Source organism: Paraburkholderia sp. J94 (assembly GCF_905220285.1).
Lineage (GTDB): Bacteria > Pseudomonadota > Gammaproteobacteria > Burkholderiales > Burkholderiaceae > Paraburkholderia > Paraburkholderia tropica_A.
Map to the genome: position 1 here is coordinate 13,728 of NZ_CAJMZH010000019.1, position 18,072 is coordinate 31,799.

16 protein-coding genes are annotated in these 18,072 nt (G+C 66.5%); 6 read left to right on the top strand and 10 right to left on the bottom strand.

Annotated elements, in window-relative coordinates; genetic code table 11:
• Positions 1-27 precede the first annotated feature (27 nt).
• Both U4Y88_RS31800 and U4Y88_RS31805 read right to left on the bottom strand, forming a co-directional pair.
• Positions 28-459 carry a YciI family protein gene (locus U4Y88_RS31800; RefSeq protein WP_310629814.1) on the bottom strand — a complete coding sequence of 144 codons (432 nt, stop codon included), beginning with the start codon at positions 457-459 and terminating at the stop codon, positions 28-30.
• A 147-nt stretch (positions 460-606) separates the two neighbouring features.
• Complete coding sequence (locus U4Y88_RS31805; RefSeq protein WP_321788762.1) at positions 607-960, bottom strand: YciI family protein; 354 nt, start codon at positions 958-960, stop codon at positions 607-609.
• Positions 961-1,304: 344 nt separating this feature from the next.
• Between U4Y88_RS31805 and U4Y88_RS31810 the strand changes: the two genes are divergently transcribed.
• The 4 genes from U4Y88_RS31810 (at position 1,305) to U4Y88_RS31825 (ending at position 6,235) form a co-directional block, all read left to right on the top strand.
• The gene (locus U4Y88_RS31810) at positions 1,305-2,567 is read left to right on the top strand and encodes an ROK family transcriptional regulator (RefSeq protein WP_321788764.1); all 1,263 of its coding nucleotides are present in this window, start codon (positions 1,305-1,307) and stop codon (positions 2,565-2,567) included.
• Positions 2,554-4,107 (top strand): sugar ABC transporter ATP-binding protein, encoded by a 1,554-nt coding sequence (locus tag U4Y88_RS31815; protein WP_310631852.1) that lies wholly within the window; start codon positions 2,554-2,556, stop codon positions 4,105-4,107. The genes U4Y88_RS31810 and U4Y88_RS31815 overlap by 14 nt, the downstream gene beginning before the upstream one ends.
• Positions 4,108-4,163: 56 nt before the next feature.
• Entirely contained in the window at positions 4,164-5,198 is a 1,035-nt protein-coding gene (locus U4Y88_RS31820; RefSeq protein ID WP_415774525.1) for an ABC transporter permease subunit, read from the top strand.
• Positions 5,199-5,275: 77 nt separating this feature from the next.
• Complete coding sequence (locus U4Y88_RS31825; protein WP_321788766.1) at positions 5,276-6,235, top strand: ABC transporter substrate-binding protein; 960 nt, start codon at positions 5,276-5,278, stop codon at positions 6,233-6,235.
• Between the two features lie 76 nt (positions 6,236-6,311).
• On the opposite strand, the gene U4Y88_RS31830 is transcribed toward U4Y88_RS31825, so the two are convergent.
• The 3 genes from U4Y88_RS31830 to U4Y88_RS31840 all read right to left on the bottom strand — a co-directional run bounded on the left by U4Y88_RS31830 (position 6,312) and on the right by U4Y88_RS31840 (position 11,503).
• Positions 6,312-7,946, bottom strand: coding sequence for an EAL domain-containing protein (locus U4Y88_RS31830; RefSeq protein ID WP_310630399.1), 1,635 nt, complete (start codon positions 7,944-7,946; stop codon positions 6,312-6,314).
• A gap of 187 nt (positions 7,947-8,133) precedes the next feature.
• A complete protein-coding gene (locus U4Y88_RS31835; protein WP_321788768.1) occupies positions 8,134-10,137 on the bottom strand; it encodes a diguanylate cyclase in 2,004 nt (667 codons plus the stop codon).
• Positions 10,138-10,351: 214 nt separating this feature from the next.
• Positions 10,352-11,503: a transporter gene (locus U4Y88_RS31840; RefSeq protein ID WP_321788770.1), complete on the bottom strand. Its 1,152-nt coding sequence runs from the start codon at positions 11,501-11,503 to the stop codon at positions 10,352-10,354.
• Positions 11,504-11,789: 286 nt separating this feature from the next.
• On the opposite strand from U4Y88_RS31840, the gene U4Y88_RS31845 reads away from it, so the two are divergent.
• On the top strand, positions 11,790-12,140 hold the full coding sequence (locus U4Y88_RS31845; protein WP_321788772.1) for a DUF4148 domain-containing protein: 351 nt from the start codon (positions 11,790-11,792) through the stop codon (positions 12,138-12,140).
• Between the two features lie 200 nt (positions 12,141-12,340).
• Here U4Y88_RS31845 and U4Y88_RS31850 read toward each other — a convergent pair whose 3' ends face one another.
• From U4Y88_RS31850 to U4Y88_RS31865, 4 genes are all read right to left on the bottom strand, one after another.
• Positions 12,341-13,183 (bottom strand): anti-sigma factor family protein, encoded by an 843-nt coding sequence (locus U4Y88_RS31850; protein ID WP_224009831.1) that lies wholly within the window; start codon positions 13,181-13,183, stop codon positions 12,341-12,343.
• Positions 13,180-13,698, bottom strand: coding sequence for a sigma-70 family RNA polymerase sigma factor (locus U4Y88_RS31855; RefSeq protein WP_310630025.1), 519 nt, complete (start codon positions 13,696-13,698; stop codon positions 13,180-13,182). Before U4Y88_RS31855 ends, U4Y88_RS31850 begins: the two co-directional genes overlap by 4 nt.
• A gap of 22 nt (positions 13,699-13,720) precedes the next feature.
• The gene (locus U4Y88_RS31860; RefSeq protein WP_321788774.1) at positions 13,721-14,533 is read right to left on the bottom strand and encodes a transcriptional regulator; all 813 of its coding nucleotides are present in this window, start codon (positions 14,531-14,533) and stop codon (positions 13,721-13,723) included.
• Between the two features lie 105 nt (positions 14,534-14,638).
• A complete protein-coding gene (locus tag U4Y88_RS31865; RefSeq protein WP_310630023.1) occupies positions 14,639-15,265 on the bottom strand; it encodes a LysE family translocator in 627 nt (208 codons plus the stop codon).
• Positions 15,266-15,384: 119 nt separating this feature from the next.
• Here U4Y88_RS31865 and U4Y88_RS31870 point away from each other — a divergent pair, with 119 nt between their 5' ends.
• On the top strand, positions 15,385-15,837 hold the full coding sequence (locus U4Y88_RS31870) for an Lrp/AsnC family transcriptional regulator (RefSeq protein WP_065063530.1): 453 nt from the start codon (positions 15,385-15,387) through the stop codon (positions 15,835-15,837).
• Positions 15,838-15,861: 24 nt separating this feature from the next.
• Here the strand turns inward: U4Y88_RS31870 and U4Y88_RS31875 are convergent, their stop codons facing one another.
• Entirely contained in the window at positions 15,862-17,820 is a 1,959-nt protein-coding gene (locus U4Y88_RS31875; protein WP_321788776.1) for a hypothetical protein, read from the bottom strand.
• Positions 17,821-18,072 lie beyond the last annotated feature (252 nt).

Consider the following 18,072-nt stretch of genomic DNA (forward strand, 5'->3'; position numbering starts at 1 on the left):
TGAGGTTTGAGTGCGTTTGAACAGGCCTTAATTCGACGATGAAGCGTTGCGCTCGGCTTCGAGTTTGCGAAAGCGCTCGATCTCGGCGGAAGGTTCGAAGTCCTCCAGTTCGTAGAGCTGACGCACTTCGATTGCGCCGTCGATCTGCTTTCCGAACGGCGCCGGAAAACGGCGCGCCCATTCGAGCGCTTCGTCGCGCGTGCGCACCTGAATCAGCGTGTAGCCCGCGATCAATTCCTTGGTTTCCGCAAACGGGCCGTCAATGACGGTCGGCTTGCCGTCGTGGTAATGCACGCGAAAGCCGCGCGAACTCGGCTGCAAGCCGGACGCGTCGAGCAGCACGCCCGCCTTCGCCAGTGCCTCGTGATAACTCGCCATCGCGGCGAAGAGGGATTCGTCGGGCTGCATCTCGCCCGATTCGCTCTGCGCGTTCGCGCGCACCATGATCATGAATCGCATTGCGGGCTCCTGGTGTGGATCTTCGATGGGGATTGAAGCGGCATCGGATGACGCGCTCATCAAGACGACGCGCGAGGCGCGTGCAAATCGACAAGCCGCGATGATTATTTTTGCGGCCTGGGGAAAGTCCCAGGCCGCGCGCTTCATTCACCGAAAGCACGGCCCCGTTTCGCGCACTTCCACGCTCGCCCACTGCGCCGCCGGGCAATCGCGCGCGATCGCGAGCGCTTCTTCGCGCGTCGCGCAGTCGAGCAGAAAAAAGCCGCCTATCATTTCTTTGGCTTCCGCGAATGGGCCGTCGGTCACGCTCGACTGGCCTTCGCGCACCTGCACGCGCACGGCATGGGTATCGGAGAGCAGCGATTGCGCCTCAATCAGCACGCCGCGCGCGGCAAGGTCGTCGGCGAAACGCAGCATGCGCGCGTAGAGCGCCTCGCCTTCGGCGGGCGTGCGCGTGTCGCGCTGGCCGCGCGGCTCGGCGATGAGCAGCATGAATGCCATGGGTGACGTGTCTCCGCTAGGCGAGTCAGGGATGTTTGTCTGGAGCGGCGAAAGGCAACGAAAGGATAGCGCAGGAGAAGGCTCCCAACGGGCGCCCAGCGCGACGCGCGATGCGCCGTGAATCGCAACCGATGCAGCAACCGATGCGCCGCAAAACCCAGACAAAAGCGACGCCGCGGCCCGACAAAGCCCATGCCCGCCCCGCGCCGGGATTTCCCCAGGCTGACACGGCGCAGAATCCGGCATTAAATAAATCAACTTGATTTATTTAGTCGCCGACGAAAGCAGCACACCCGTTCGGTCGGCAAGCATTGGCACCACCTCGATATTTACGGAGGAGACGCGTGAGAAGTCCGCATGTCGGTCAGGGCAGCAACTCGGCCAATGTCCGCCGCTTCAACGAGCGCCTGCTGCTGCAAGCGCTGCGGCGCGCCGGCGAGGCGTCGAAGGCCGACCTCGCGCGCCTCGCGAATCTCACCAGCACGGCGGTGGGCAGCATCATCACGTCGCTGATCGAGAATGGTCTGATCGAAATGAGCGGCCGCCGCCTCGACGGCGGACGCGGCCAGCCCGCTTCGCTGCTGCGCCTCTCGCCGCGCGGCGCGTTCGCCATCGGCGTGCGTCTGGACCGGACCAATATCGAAACCGTGCTCGTCGACTTCGCGGGCCAGATGATCGGCCGCCGCTCGCACGACATGCTGCTGCCGCAACCCGCGCAAGCGCAGGAAATCGTGCAGCGCGACATCGGCGAATTGTCAGGACTGCTCGACAAGGACGAACGCCGCCGCCTCGCGGGCATCGGCGTGGCGCAGCCGTATAACCTCGGTAGCTGGCTGCGCGAACTGGGCCTGCCCGCCGACACCTTCCGCGTCTGGAGCGATGTCGATTTCGCGGCCGAACTGGGCCGCGCGACCGGCCTGCCCGTGTTCAGCGAAAACGACGGCAACGCCGCCGCCATCGCCGAAATCTTCTACGGCTGCGGGCGTCAGCGCGACGACTTCCTCTATCTGTTTCTCGGCCCGGCGATCGGCGGCGGCGTCGCCATCAACGGCGACTGCGTGCGTGGCCTGACCGGCAACGCGGGCGATTTCGCGGTGATGCCGGTGCCGCCGGGCAATCTGCCTTCGGCGCACAAACCCGAGGGCAAGTGGGACATCCTGCTCTCGCGCGCCTCGCTGATCGCGCTGCGCCGCCATCTGCAATATTGCGGCGAGACCGTCGACAGCCGCGCCGATCTCGAAGCCTGCATCGCGCGCCAGCATCCGGCCGTGGAGGAATGGCTCGACGACTGCATCGACGCGCTCGCGCCCGCGCTGCGTTCCGCGCTCTGCGTGCTGGACGTGCCCGCCGTGGTGCTCGACGCCGACGTGGACGCGGGCCTGATCGACACGCTCATGCAGCGCCTGCGCGTGGCGGTCGCCGCCACCGCGCCCGAGGCGCGCGGCACGCCCGCGCTGGTGCGCGGCACCTTCGGCCCCGACGCGGGCGCGCTGGGCGCGGCCACGCTGCCGATGTTCTTCAACTTTTCGCCGCGTGCGGGCATCCTGATGGGCGCCGGCGCACAAACCAACGTACAAGCGCAGGAGGAGAGCCATGTCGAGCTCTGAAACGACGCCGCCGCTGCTGGAAATGCGCGGCATCAGCAAGACCTTTCCCGGCGTGCGCGCGCTCGATAACGTGCGCCTCTCGGTCTGGCCCGGCGAAGTGCATTCGCTGATGGGCGAAAACGGCGCGGGCAAGTCCACGCTGATGAAGATTCTCTCGGGCGCGTATCAGGCCGATCCGGGCGGCGAAATTCTCATCGAAGGCCAGCCGGTGACGATCGACGGTCCGCTCGCCGCGCGCGAACTCGGCGTGGCCGTGATCTATCAGGAACTGAGCCTCGCGCCCAATCTCTCGGTCGCCGAAAACATCTATGCGGGCCGCGAACTGCGGCGCGGCAACTCGCGCTTCGGCATGGTCGATCGCGCGGCGATGGAACGCGGCTGCGAGGACGTGCTGCAACGCCTCGGCGCCACGTTCGGCCCGACCACGCTGGTCGGTTCGCTCTCGATCGCCGAACGCCAGCTTGTGGAAATCGCGCGCGCCGTGCACACCGAAGCACGCATCATCGTGATGGACGAACCCACCACGCCGCTCTCCTCGCGCGAAACCGAGTTCCTTTTCAAGCTCATTCTGCAATTGCGCGAGGAAGGTCTCGCGATCATCTACATCAGCCATCGCATGGCCGAGATCTACGAGCTGTCCGATCGTGTTTCGGTGCTGCGCGACGGCAGTTACGTCGGCACGCTGATGCGCGACGCGCTGAGCGCCGAGAGCCTCGTCGGCATGATGGTGGGCCGCGATATTTCGGGCTTCTACAAAAAGGCGCACGCGCCCTACGATCCGGGCAAGGCCGTGCTCACCGTGCGCGACGTCGCCGACGACAAGCGCGTGCGCGGTTGCAGCCTCGATCTGCATGCGGGCGAAGTGCTCGGCATCGCGGGGCTTGTGGGCGCGGGCCGCACGGAACTCGCGCGCCTGATCTTCGGCGCGGAACCGCGCGTGCGCGGCGAGATCGCCATCGACGGCAAGACGCTGCACGTGCATACGCCGCGCGATGCGATCAACGCGGGTCTCGTCTATCTGACCGAGGACCGCAAGCATCAGGGCCTCTTTCTCGACATGAGCGTGCGCGACAACATCAACGTGTCCGTGGCGGGCCGCGACGCGCGCTTCGGCGTGCTCGATCTCGCGCGCGGTTCGTCGCGTGCGAAGGAGTCGATCCGCGCGCTGACGATACGCGTACCGAGTCCACGTGTGAACGTGGGCGCGCTCTCGGGCGGCAATCAGCAGAAGGTGCTGCTTTCGCGTCTGCTCGAAACGAAGCCGCGCGTGCTGATCCTCGACGAACCGACGCGCGGCGTGGATATCGGCGCGAAGTCGGAGATCTACCGCATCATCAACGACCTCGCCAAAACCGGCGTGGGCATCATCGTGATTTCGAGCGAGCTGCCCGAAATCATCGGCGTGGCCGACCGCGTGCTCGTCATGCGCGAAGGCCGGTTCGCCGGAGAACTGGGCGGTTACACCGGCAAACCCATCAGCCAGGAAGCCATCATCGAACTCGCCACCGGCTCGCAAGGCGCGCTGGACGAAGCCGCGTAAGCGCCGCGCTCGACGCGCATCGCCACCGTCAAAGAGATATTGAGGAGCACGACATCATGAAAAGCATTCTTCCCCACCACCCGGTCGAGGCCACGTCCACCCAGGGCACGCAATCCACGCGCGGACAGACCGTCGACGGCCATCGCGCCCGCATGAAGTCGATCATGCGCACGGCGGGCATGCTGCCCGTGCTGGTGCTCTTGTGCATCGGCTTCGGCCTGCTCAACGACGGCTTTTTCACGCTCGAAAACCTGTCGATCGTCACGCAGCAGGCGTCGATCAACATCGTGCTCGCAGCGGGCATGACCTTCGTGATTCTCACGGGCGGCATCGACCTTTCGGTGGGCTCGATTCTCGCCGCCTCCGCCGTGGCCGCGATGCTCGGCTCGACCATCGTCGGCTGGGGCTGGCTCGGCATTCCCGCCGCGCTCGGCGTGGGTCTCGGCTTCGGCCTCATCAACGGCGCGCTGATCTCGCTGCTGCGCCTGCCGCCCTTTATCGTCACGCTCGGCTCGCTGACCGCCGTGCGCGGCGTGGCGCGCCTGATGGGCCACGACACCACTCTCTTCAATCCGCAGCTCTCGTTCGCCTTCATCGGCAACGGCACGGTGCTCGGCGTGCCCTGGCTCGTGATCATCGCGCTCGTGGTGGTGGCCGCGTCGTGGTTCGTGCTGCGCCGCACGGTGCTCGGCCTGCATATCTACTCGGTGGGCGGCAACCCGGAAGCGGCGCGCCTCTCGGGCATCAAGGTGTGGGCGATCGAGATGTTCGTCTACGCGGCCTCGGGCCTGCTCGCGGGACTCGGCGCGGTGATGTCGGCGGCGCGCCTCTATGCCGCGAACGGCCTGCAACTCGGCCAGTCGTATGAACTCGATGCGATCGCCGCGGTGATTCTGGGCGGCACGAGCTTCGTGGGCGGCGTGGGCTCGATCGTCGGCACGCTGATCGGCGCGCTGATCATCGCGGTGCTCTCGAACGGCCTCGTGCTGCTCGGCGTCTCGGACATCTGGCAATACATCATCAAGGGCCTCGTGATCGTCGGCGCCGTGGCGCTCGACCGCTATCGCCAGCGCGGCTCGGCACGCACCTGATACATCGGTTTCCCCTGCAACACGCAGCACGCTGACATTACTCACGACATAACTCGAAGGCACCCTCAGGAGACATCATGTTCAAGAAGAAAACCGCCGTTGCCGTCGCCGCTCGCGCCGTTGCCGCCCTCGCGCTCGGCTGCGCCCTGCAGGGCGCGCATGCCGCCGACAAGCAGCTGAAGTCGATCGGCGTCACCGTGGGATCGCTTGGCAATCCTTACTTCGTGACCATCGTGCAAGGCGCGGAAGCGAAGGCCAAACAGATCAATCCGAACGCGAAGGTCACGGCCGTGTCCGCCGACTACGATCTGAACAAGCAGTTCACGCAGATCGACAACTTCATCTCGGCGCACGTGGACATCATCCTGCTGAACGCCTCCGATCCCAAGGCGATCGAGCCCGCCGTGCGCAAGGCGCGCGCGGCCGGCATCGTGGTGATCGCCGTGGACGTGAGCGCCGCGGGCGCCGACGCCACCGTGCAGACCGACAACGTGAAAGCCGGCGCGATCTCCTGCGAATACCTCGCGAAGAAGATCAACGGCAAGGGCAACGTGATCATCGAAAACGGTCCGCAGGTCTCGGCGGTGATCGACCGCGTGAACGGCTGCAAACAGGTGCTCGCGAAGTCGCCGGGCATCAAGATTCTCTCCGACGATCAGGACGGCAAGGGTTCGCGCGAAGGCGGCATGAACACGATGCAGGGCTATCTCACGCGCTTTCCGAAGCTCGACGGCGTGTTCACCATCAACGATCCGCAGGCGATCGGCACCGACCTCGCCGCGAAGCAGCTGCATCGCAGCAATATCGTGATCACCTCGGTGGACGGCGCGCCCGATATCGAAGCGGCGCTCAAGGGCGACACGCTCGTGCAGGCGTCCGCGAGCCAGGACCCGTGGAAGATGGCGCAAACCGCCGTGGAAGTGGGCTACGGCATCATGAACGGCAAGAAGCCCGCCGATCCGATGATCCAGATGACGCCCGCGCTGATCACGCGCGACAACGTCGGCAGCTACAAGGGCTGGACTTCGCCGCATTGATTCATGCGCTGAAGGTCAACACGCGAACGGGCGGCCTGTCGAGGCCGCCCGTTTTTTTGCGCGCCTGAAAATCGGTTCAGGTCTGCGCATGCGCGTGCGCCGCCGACGCGGGAAACGGCTCCATGCCGGGGCCGCGATACCAGTGCGCGAACGCGTCGGCGGGCATCGGCTTCGCGTAGAAAAAGCCCTGAATCCAGTGCGTTCCGCGCGCGCATAAATAATCGAATTGCGCCTGCGAAGCCACGCCTTCCGCGACGAGTTTCGCATCGAGACTGTGCGCGAGCCCGATGATGCTGTCGAGCACCACGGCACTGCGTTCCTGCGCGTCGATCGTCAGCACGAATCCGCGATCGATCTTCAGGATATCGAACGGAAATTTCTCCAGATACGACAGCGAGCAGAAACCGGTGCCGAAGTCGTCGATCGCCACCCGCACGCCTTCGCTGCGCAGCGCCACGAGATTGCGCTGCGCCACGTCGGTATTGCGCACCAGCGAACGCTCGGTGATTTCCAGCACGACCTCGATGCCGCGCCCGCCGATCGCGCGCGTGAAGGCGCGCACATCGGGCAGCAGCGCCTCGCTCGACAGATGCTCGGGCGCGAAGTTGATGCCGAGATGAAAACCCGGCAGCGTCGGCCATTTCATGACATCGCGCGCGATCAGCTTCAGCAGATGCTGGGTGAGCGGCACGATCACGTGTTCCTCTTCGGCGGCCTGGATGAACTCGTCGGGCCGCACTGTGCCGATGCCGGGACGCACCCAGCGCAGCAGCGCTTCCGCGCCCTCGCAACGGCCGCTGGCCACGCCGAACAGCGGCTGATATTCGACATGGAATTCTCCCGCGCGGATCCCGCGCAGCAGTTGCTCGCGGCGCGAACGGCGGCTTTGCTGCACGCGATGCACGAGCCAGACGAGCAGCGCGGCGAGCACCGCCGTCCACGGCAGATAGCGCAGCAGCAGCAGGCGCCACGTCGCGTTCAGGCGTTCGGGCAGGCCTTGCAGACGCAGTTCGATCACGCTGCCGTCGAGCGTGCGGCGCACGTCGGCGAGCAAGGGCGCGGACTCCATCGGGCTGTCGTCGTTCGTCTCGCTGCTCGCGTGGTCAGCCGTTCCATTGGGGATTTCGTGCAGCGCCGGGCCGGTGCCCACGCGCAGCGTCGCCTGGCGAAACTCGGTATGCGGCGCGGCCGCGTGCAGCAGATCGAGCAGATATTGCGAGTCCACCACCGCCATGACCTTGCGCCCGCCCGACGCGCGCACGGCCACCAGCAGCGCGGCCCGGTTCGCGACCATCGGCGTGCCCGGCACGATCATCAGCCAGTCGCCGCGCGGCGCACGCGCGTTGCCGTTCATGAACGCCTCGATCGAGAACGACTGATTGCCGAACGCCGACGAACACGCCACGCGGTCGCCGTCGACGATGCTGAGCGTGCGCACGTAAGGCTGCATCGCGGCGGCAAGCGACAACTCGCGCGACAGCGTCTCGCAGGGCAAGGCCGCGTGCGGCGCGACCGAACGCGCCGCCTTGCGCGCCTGCTCGACGATCGCGATCACCTGATTGACGACGAAGTTCGAGGCCAGCGCGGCCTCGCTGCGCCCGATGCGCACGGCTTCGTAGCGCGTCAGCAGTGCGCAGACCAGCAGCGGCAACGCGGCCGCGAGCGCAATCACGGCCGCGCGCGCGGCGAGCTTCGCCAGCCTCGCGAGCATGCTGGGTGCATCGGCGGAACGGGTGGACTGGAACAGCGGCACAAGCCTCTCCGCCGCGCGCGCGGCTCGCGAGCGAGCCTGCGTGCGCGAAAAAGCGTGGATCTTGCCGGAACGTTACACCAAGGGACCGAATGAGGAGCGCACGATGGCACGCGGCGGTTGTGCGCGCAATCTCAGCAAGCGCCGCTCACGCGCATTCGATGCGGTTGCGGCCGCCCTTCTTGGCGCGATAGAGCGCCACGTCGCTGCGCGAGAGCGCGGCTTCGGCGGCGCTGTCGTCGGCGTTCATCTGCGTGATGCCGATGCTCACGGTCAGCGCGACCGGCCCTTCGGCGCTTTGCAGCGGCTCGGCGGCGATGCGGTCCTGAATGCGGCGCGCCACGCGGCTCGCGCCGTCGACATCGGCGCCGTCGAGCAGGATCGCAAACTCCTCGCCTCCGATGCGCCCCGCCACGTCGCCCGCGCGCAGATGGCGGCGCAGGATCTCCGCGAAATGGCGCAGCGCGTCGTCGCCGACTGCGTGGCCGAAGCGGTCGTTGATCGACTTGAAGTGATCGAGATCGCACATCATGATCGCCGCCACGCTGCCGACGTTGCTCATGCCGCTCATGCCCGTCACGCTGGCCGCGCTCGCAACGCGGCGCAGCAGCGCGAGCTTCGCCTCCACGCGCGCCATGAAATGACGCCGGTTCGCGAGCCGCGTGAGGCCGTCGGTGGTGGCGAACTCCTGCAATTCGGCTTCGATGCGCTTGCGCTCGGTGACGTCGGTGATAAAGCCATGCCACACGGTCGCGCCATCGGCGAGACGCTGCGGCTTCGCATCGCCCTGACGCCAGCGCAAGCCCTGTTGCGGCAGGCACACGCGGTACTCGAGGTGCCACGGCGCAAGCACGGCCGCCGACGCCTCGAACGACGCGCGATACGCATCGAGATCGTCGGGATGCACGAGCGCTTCGATGCCGCTTGCGTCGGCGCCGACTTGCGCGGGCGTGAGTTCGTAAATCTCGGCGATGCCCGCGCTCGCATACGGAAACGACACGTGGCCGTCGCTCGCCTGATGACACTGGAACACGAGGCCCGGCACTTCGTTCGTGAGATTGGTGACGAGATTCACCGACTCGCGCAGACGCTCGGCCATTTCGCGCATCGACGTAATGTCGGTCGTGGTGCCGATCATGCGCAGCGCGCGGCCTTCGCTGTCGCGCGCCGTGACCTTGCCGCGGCTGCAGATCCACTTGTAGCTGCCGTCCTTGCAGCGGATGCGGTGCTCGACTTCGTAGTGCGCCGTGCGGCCTTCGAAGTGCGCCTGCATGGTCGCTTTCACGTAGTCGCGGTCGTCGGGATGCAGGCGCAGGATGCTGTCTTCGATGCGATTGGTGACTTCGTCGTCCTCATAACCGAGCATCGCTTTCCAGCCCGTGGAATAGCGGATCTCGCCCGTCACGACGTCGCGGTCCCAGATGCCCGTGCCGCTGCCCGCGATCGCGAGCGCCAGCAGACGCTCGCGCGCGCGCAGCGCGTCGAATTCCTCGTACGAGCGCGGCCCCTGCTCCGCGAGCGTGGCGATCACGCGCGCGAAATCGTCGAGGCTCGCGCGCTCGGCGGCATGCAGTTCGCGCGGCGCATGATCGATCAGATAGAGCGTGCCCGGCGAGTCACCGCTTGTTCCGTTCGCTCCGTTCGTTCCGTTCGCGCCCGCCAGCGGCCACGCAGCGACGAAGCGGAACGGCAGCGCGCTCGCACGGTTCAGGCACGCTTGCCAGGCCGGATCGCTGTCAACATCGCTGACGACGATGGGACCGTTTGCGAACGCGCCTGCTTGCGCGCGTCCGATGCGTTCGACGCGCTGCAGTTCGAGCAGCGCTTCGCGCAACGGCGCATCGACGCTCTCGCCGAGCCACGACGACTCGCGCGCGCCGGAGGCCGCATCGCCGGGCAGCACGCAGGCGGCGGCCACGTTGAAATGCCGCGCGATCACGCGCAACAAGGCGTCGAGCGGAGTTTCGTCGGAGGATTGCGGGGGCGCGCTTTTGTGCGCGGTTTTGTGCGCGGTTTTGTCCAATTCGTCGGCTGAATCGGCGTGCGGTCCGGCGCACGATTCGTCGTATGTTTGCGGCGCGCGATGCGCGTGCACCTTGCCGTCCGCCGTGGCGTGAACGCGCGCGTCGTCGCCCGTCTCGGCGGTGGACAAAGTCGCGGGTTCGGCGGATGGCGGAGGCACGGCCATGACGTCAATAGACTGGCTGGAAGGCGCTAAAAAAAGGGGCAAAACGGCATGGCGCCGCGTATCGAGCGCGTAGTATATAGCGTGGTTTTTTGACCGCTAGCCCCCGCGACGCGAAACGTGTCGCGCGTTGCGAATTACGCCACGGATTGCGCTACGAATGACGCTACGAATGACGCCGCTAGTTATCGCCGCGCCGCCGGAACACCCACCAGCCGAGCAGCGCCGTGAAGCTCGCGACCACCAGCACCATCAGCCAGAAACCGTGATGGTTTTCCGCGAGCGGAATGCCGCCCACGTTCATGCCGAAAAAGCCCGCGACGATGTTGATCGGCAACGCGAGCACGGTCACCAGCGTGAGCGTGAAAAGCGTGCGGTTGTTCTGTTCTTCGAGGCGCGCGGCGATCTCTTCCTGCAAGAGCTTGATGCGCTCGACCAGCCCGGCCATGTCGCCGAGCACGAGCGAGAACTCTTCGGTCGCCTCGCGCAGATCCTGCACGTCGGGCGGTTGCAGCCAGCGCGGCGGACGCGCGAGCAGACGGAAAATCGAGCCGGGCTCGGGCGCGAGCATGCGCTGCAATCGCACGAGAATACGGCGCATCGCGGCAAGTTCGTGACGGCTTTTCGAACTGCGCGAGGCGAGGAACTGGTCTTCGGCGCGGTCCACGTCGATGCTCGTGCGGCGCACGATTTCGACCATCAGGTCGGCCTGATCGCGCATCAGATGGATCAGCAGTTCGGCGGGCGAGCGGAACGTCTCGCCGTTGCGCACGTCGCCGCGCAGACGGTCGATTGAGCGCAGCGGCTTCATGCGCGCCGTCACCAGCAGGCGTTCGTGCGTATAGGACCAGAGCGTGGCGATCTGCGAAGGCGTGAGCTCGAAGTCGAACATCACGTCGTTGACGACCGCGAACAGCGCGCCGTCCATGTGCTCGATACGCGTGGAGTGCGAGCCTTCGACGAGCATTTCGAAAAAGCCATCGGGCAGGTCCAGATGCGAGCGCATCCACGAGGCGCTCGCGGCGTGCGCGAGATTGAAGTGCAGCCAGTAGAAGGCGCCGTCGTCGGCGGGGATCGGCTGGGCTTGCGCGGGCTCGGCTTGCGCGGACTCCGGTGAAGCCGGGGCGCAATCGGGCGTGAGCGCGTTGGCGTTGCGCCGCGCGGCCTCGGCCGCTTCGGCGGCTTCAGCCGCCTGGGCGCGCGCGTGCTGAAGCCCGCGCAGCACCTCGGCGCCCGTGACGGACTGGCCCGGCTGGCCGGGCGTGAAGCGGAATCCGCATATCAGGCCCGACATGTCGGCGCCATAAGTTGCAATGGACGAAGCGAGATCCATGGTCGTGTGGCCGTTTGATCGCCGCAAGCATGCCATACCGGTGCTTTCGCGGGCAAGCTCGCACGCGCGGTTCGACACAAAATCGTCATATTGGGCCGATGCCGGGCCGCCATCGCGCGTATCGGTTCGCCCGGGGCCGACAGGCGCCCCGCTTACATCGCTACACGAAGATACACACGCGCACGGAATAGCGCGGCGCGCCGTGTGTTCATCCTCATGCAGGCCGACATGAATCCACCACGATCGATTCCGGCCACGCAAATCCTCTACTCATCAGGAGTTCGAAATGTCTATCCGCCGCGCCATGTTCGCCACCTTCATCGCTCTCGCTTCCGTGGGCGCCGCCGCTCAAGCCTCGGCACAGGGACTCACGCGCGAGGAAGTGCGCCAGCAGTTGATCGAGGCCGAAGCCAACGGCTCGCGCTTCGTCACCGATACGTCGTATCCCGATGTGAGCCCTGTGTTCGCGCATCAAGTGGCCGCGCAGCAACCGACGCAACAACGCGTCGCGCAGACCCAGGCCGATCCCGTCGCGCAAAGCGGCATGGGCATGCCGATGCACGGCACGAGCGAGTCGGGCGCGCCGCAAGTGTGCGTCGGTCCGGCGAGCTTCTGCAATATCTACGCGGGAGGCTGACTCGCGCGATTCGCCGATGCCGTATTGTTCGACGTGCAACGCCGACGCCCCGCTCGCAATGAGCGGGGCGTCGGCGTTGGCATGAAGAAAAAAAGCGGCGCGCACGGCTCGAACCGTGCGCGCCGCTTGCGCGATCAAGACGCGATCGAGGCGCGATCAATGCCCCCTCAACGCGCCATTAACGTGAGGTCAACGTGACGTCAATGCGGCGTCAACTGCGAATACACATCGTGCGCGAGTTGCAGCATCACCTTATGGTCGATGCCGCCGGACAGCGCATAGCCGAAGTCGCCGTCGATCCAGTAGAACACGCTCACGGGGCCGTCCTCGTAGAGCTTGAACGCCGTGGTGTTGCTGCTGGTCTTGCGGTGCGAGATGCACAGCGTCACGCGCTCGCCCTGGGCGTTGTGATACATGAACTGCGCGACTTCGCCGTCGGGACCGGGCAGCAGACGCCCGCCCGCCAGTTCGAAGCCGCTCCTGGATAGCATCGGCGGATGCACGTCGGTGCCGAGCCGGTTCGAGAGCCATTGCACGAAGTCCTGCTCCTGATGGCCGCTCAGCGTGCCGGGACGCGCGACCTCGGGCATGTAGACCACATGGGCGAGCGCGGCTTCGTGCACGAAGTTCATCGTCGAATCGGCGCTCGCCGTGTGCAGATTGCCGCGATCGGGCGCGCCCGGCAGGAAGTCCGCGCCGTAATGCGTGCCCCAGCCGATCCCGACGCCGAGCACCAGCGCCGCCGCCATGCCCGCGTACTTCGGCCAGTTCGCGGCCGCGCGTGCGGGCGCTTTCACGACGCTCGCCGCTTGCGCGGGTTCCTCGCGCGCCACGCGCAGACGCGCGGGCACCGGCTCGCTGAGCAGGCTGTCGAAGCGCTCGTGCAGCAGGCTGTTCAGCGAAAAGAAGTCGCCCACGCGCGCGGCGAGTTCGGGATTGCGTTCGAGCTCGCGCTCGACGTCGGCGCGGCGCGCTTCCGAGAGCGTGCCGTCCACGTAGGCGTGAATTTCGTCTTCGGTCACGGGAATTTGTTGCTCGCTCATCGCACCACCTTCAGATTCGCACGCGGCGTCGCGCCGGCCATGAGCGCGCGCAGGCGCTCGCGTCCTCTCGACAGCCGCGACATCACCGTGCCGATGGGGACGTCCAGCGCGAGCGCCACATCGGCATAACTCATTTCTTCGAGGCCCACCAGCAGCACCACTTCGCGCTGCTCGACCGGCAGCCGCTGCAACGCGAAGTCGAGGTCGCGCACTTCGAGCGCGCCGGTCTGCGTGGCGGCGACGGCGTAATCGGTTTCGGGCACGCTTTCGTCGTCGACGGAAACGTGCGTGCCGCGCGCCGCCGACTTGCGCACCTGGTTCACGAAGATGTTGTGCATGATCGTGAACAGCCAGGCGCGCAGGTCGGTGCCCGCGCGGAACAGCTCGGTGCGCGCGAGCGCGCGTTCGAGCGTGTCCTGCACGAGATCGTCGGCGAGCTCGCGGTTGTTGATCAGCGCGCGCGCGTATCGCCTCAGGCGCGGCACGTGGTCGATCAGTTCGTCACGGATGTCCATGTTGCATCCTTGTCTGCCCTCTTTACTCGTGCGTGCGGCGCGGTTCACGCGCGCCGCCGCCCTGCTGCTGCGTGGCGATGTCGGCGGCGCGCATCAGGCCATGCGTCGCGGCGTTGCCCGCGAGCACCCAGCGCGTGCCGTGCGACGTCCAGCCCAGCAGACGCAACGCGCCGACGCGGCGCGCGCTCCACTGCGGCTCGTCGGCGGCGAACCAGGCGCGCGCGCCCAGCAGCACGACCGGCGCGCCATCGCCGTTTTCGTAGACGTAGCGCGCGGCGCGCGCAAACGGACCCAGCTCCATCGTGCCCGCCGACACGAGCCGCAAGCCCGCCGAAGCGAGATCGAACGGCACGGCACGGACCTCGCCGACGTTGAGCGAACCGGCGAAACCAGCGGCATCGGCGGCGCCAAGGGACGCGGCCGGGGCGGCCGGGGCCGCTTCCATCAGCGCCATGACGGCGGCGTTGTTGAGCGCGTGCTCGTCCGGTTCGGTCAGCGCCAGCCAGGCCGCGCCCGCCGCGAGCATCGCACACAGAAGCGCCAACGCGGCGGCACGGCGTCGCCAGACGCCCGGCAGACGGAATCGGGCACGCCGCGCGGACACGCCATGCGCGGCGTCCGGCGCGGCCTGAGGCGACGCATCGCCGGCCTGGAACGAACGGCGCATCTGCGCGTTGAGACGCCGATAGAACAGGATCCGATGCCACTCGCCGGGCCGCCGCGCCAGATAGCGGCGCACGCGCGCGGCGTGCTCGCCGGCCAGCGAGCCGTCAGTGTAGGCCTGAATATCGGCCTCGGACACCGGCCGCTCGTCGGGCGGCCCCTGGGAAATCATGATCGTCGGCCTGCGTGGATGGAGACGAAGGGCTAACAGGTTGCCCGGCGATTTATTCCACGCGCGAGATCGGGAGAGCGATCGGGAGAGAGATAAGGAGAAAAGTCAGCGCGTAAAAGCGAACACCTGTTCGGCGAACAGCACCATCGCGACGACGATCATCGCCACGCCGGACAACTGGCTCACCCGGCGCGCCGCGGCGGGCCGCGTGCCGAGCACGGCCTTCGAGCCGAAGCCGACCACCGAGTAGACGGACGCGCAATTGATCATATGCAGCACGCCCAGCGCGACGATCTGCGCCGACACCGACCAGCCCGCATCGGGACGCGTGAACTGCGGCAGCAGCGCGACGAACAGCAGGATCGCCTTCGGATTGAGGCCGCTGATCGCGAAACCGCGCATCGACCAGCCCCAGCGGCTCTGCTGCCCCTGTTCCTGCCCCGCCGAGAGTTCGGCCGGACGCATCAGCGTGCGCACGCCGAGCCACAACAGATAGGCGCCGCCGACCACCGTCAGCACCGAGAGCAGCGCGGGCACGCTCGTGACCAGTGCGCCGATGCCGGCCGCGACCACCAGCGTGATCGCGAGATAACCGAGCAGCATGCCGCCGACGGCGGGCGCGATCACGCTGCCGCGCAGGCCCGCCGAAATCGCGTAGGCCCAATCGGCGCCCGGCACCATGACGAGGGAAAACGAGACGATCCAGAACGCCGTCAACAAACTGACTTGCACTGCTGTACTTCCGGTAGAGCGGGCGCCACCGCCCGAGGGCGCAAATCTTACGGTTTGCGCCCCGGAATGTGCTCCCTATTTCTTGCCAGTCATGGCGCTTGCACGCTAATATTTCTTGCATGGACGCCATTGACCGCAAGATTCTTGCTGAGATTCAGCAAGATGGACGACTTTCAATCACCGAACTCAGCGAACGCGTGGGGCTGAGCCTCTCGCCGTGCCAGCGCCGGCTGCGCGCGCTGGAGAGCGCCGAGGTCATCAGCGGCTATCGCGCCACGATCGATCCGGCCACGGTCGGGCTGAATTTTTCGGCCATCGTCTTCGCCACGCTGCGCGAAGGCAGCAGCGAGAACGTGCAGTCCTTCGAGGACGCGCTCATCGACATCCCCGAGATCACGCGCGCCGAGCGCCTGTTCGGCGAGCCCGATTACATGCTGCATGTGGTGACGCGTGACCTGAAGGCGTTTCAGACGCTCTACGACCGGCGTTTGCTGCCGCTGCCCTGCGTGCTGCGGCTCACGTCCACGCTCGTCATGAAGAGTATTTTTCAGGACCGGCCGCTGCCGCTGTGAGGCGGTTCGCAGCTCAATACGTGATCAATACGTGATCGATCGGGCGCAGCGCACCAGCAGCAACAGGATTTTGTCGAGCCTGAGCGCCTGCGCGGGGTTGGCGGCATAGTTCGTGGACCACGCGGCCACCCCGCTCGACGCGAACTCCGTCGACGACCAGTAGACGGTGTTGTTCGTCGCGGCGAAATTGCCGAATCCCAGCTGATGCAGATTGGTGTCGATATTCGGCGTGCCGACCGGGCAAACCGCGTTGTCGCCCTCGCCGGCCTCGCACACGGCCGGCAGATACCACGTGCCCGCCGGCACGCCGCCCCGCGTGCTGCTGTAGCACACCTGCGCCGCGTAGACCGCGCCGGAGCCGAGCGCGTAGACGGTATTGACCGTGTTGGTCGCGCCGTCGGTCAGGCTCTGGGCCCCCGCTCCGACCGTCGTCGAGCTGATACCCCACGCGACGAGATTGCCGATGTCGTCCGTGTCCACCACAGTGGCCGTGTTCGCGGCGGGCACGGCGAACACGAGATAGCCGCCGACCGTGAAGGCGATCGCCGTAGTCGGCGGCGAGCCGACGTTATCGCCTGAAATGGCGATGCCGCCCTGCGCCACGTAAGCCGTGTTCGACGTGAAATTCAGCGTGCAGGTCGCGCCGGGAGCGAGCGCGGCGCAGTGGCTCGCGTCCTGCGTCACGCCCGTCCAGGCGGACGGCAGCGCGGCGCTCACGTTCGTCGCGGTATAGCTGCCGGTGTTCGTCACCGTCAGGCTGACCGTGCCGCCGTTGACGGGAATCGTGCCCGTGGCCGTCACCGAAAGCGTGGTCTGGTTCGCCACGCAGATCACGCCGATATTCGCCACGCCGGCCGCCCCCACCGTGCCGCTGCCGTTCGTGACCATGCAGGTCTGCGCGGCGGGCTGCGTCAGCACCGTCACGGCGTACGCGCCGCCCTGCGCGACCGGCGTGGCGAACGTGAACGCGCCGTCGCTCGACAGGCTCAGCGTATCCGCGCCGTTGTCCTGAAGCTGGAGCGTGCCGGACAGGCCCGACACCGTGCCGCCCACCGTCCGCGTGATCGCCGAGCACACGATCGACACGTTCTGCACCGCCGCGCTGCCCATCGTGCCCGAGCCGTTGCCGACCGTGCAGGTCTGGTTCGCGGGCATCGACAGCACCGTCACGGCGTAGGCGCCGCCTTGCGCGACGGCGGTGGGGAACGTGAACGCGCCATCGCTGGAAATCGCGAGCGTGTCGCCGCCGTTGTCCTGAACGCTCAACGACCCAGCGAGCCCCGAGACCGTGCCGCCGACCGTATGGACGTTCGTCGAGCAGACGATGCTGACGTTCTGCACCGCCGCCGCGCCGATCGTCGCGATCGTGCCCGTGCCGTTGCTCACGCTACAAGTCTGCGTGGCGGGTTGGGTTTTGATGCTCACCGAATACGCGCCGCCCGCGGCGATCAGCGTCGGGAATGTGAACACGCCGTCGCCGGAAAGGGTGAGCGTATCGCCGCCGTTGTTCTGCAACGCGACCGAACCGACGAGCCCGGAGACGCTGCCGCCCACGCTCTGCGCATGGTTCGGAATCGTATAACTGCGGGTCCAGAGCACGCCCTTCTGGCCGACCGCCGTGGCGAAGCTCGCGCCGATTGGATCGAGTGTGAGCGTCAAGGTCTGACCGGCATTGCAGACGCCGCCGGACAAGGTCACTGTGACGATCTTGCCCGTTGCATCGAGCGTCGATTGCGCGGTGGGCGGCGTGGTGCAAGTGCCGCCGGTCTGGAAGAAGCTGGAGGCCAGCGACGTGACTTGCGCCTTGAAGGTCGCGACGATTTTTGTCGGCGGCGTGGTGGTGGTGTTCGAATCGGCGGCGACGGAAATTAGCGCGGCGCCAGACGTTGCGGATGCTGAATCCGTGCTGCCGCCACAGGCGTTCAGCATGGCGACCAGGCCCGCGAGCATAAGCAGGCGGACAACCCCTACGGTGTGTCTCATGACCGTTCCTTTTTCTTGTTTATTTATGTCGACGATCGGATAGGGATGCCAGGTGGCATCTGCCGATATCGGTGGCCGGTTCTTTATTCCCCGTTCTTTTGTTTGATACTCATGCGCGAGTCATTTAGTTGACTGCGCAACGGTGTAACGCGCCGCGACCACAACGGCGGATCGTATTATGCGGTATTGAATTGCGGCGCGGTGGATTTTTGTTTTTTGATTTTTTATTCGCAATCCTGGTGGAGTTGGTTA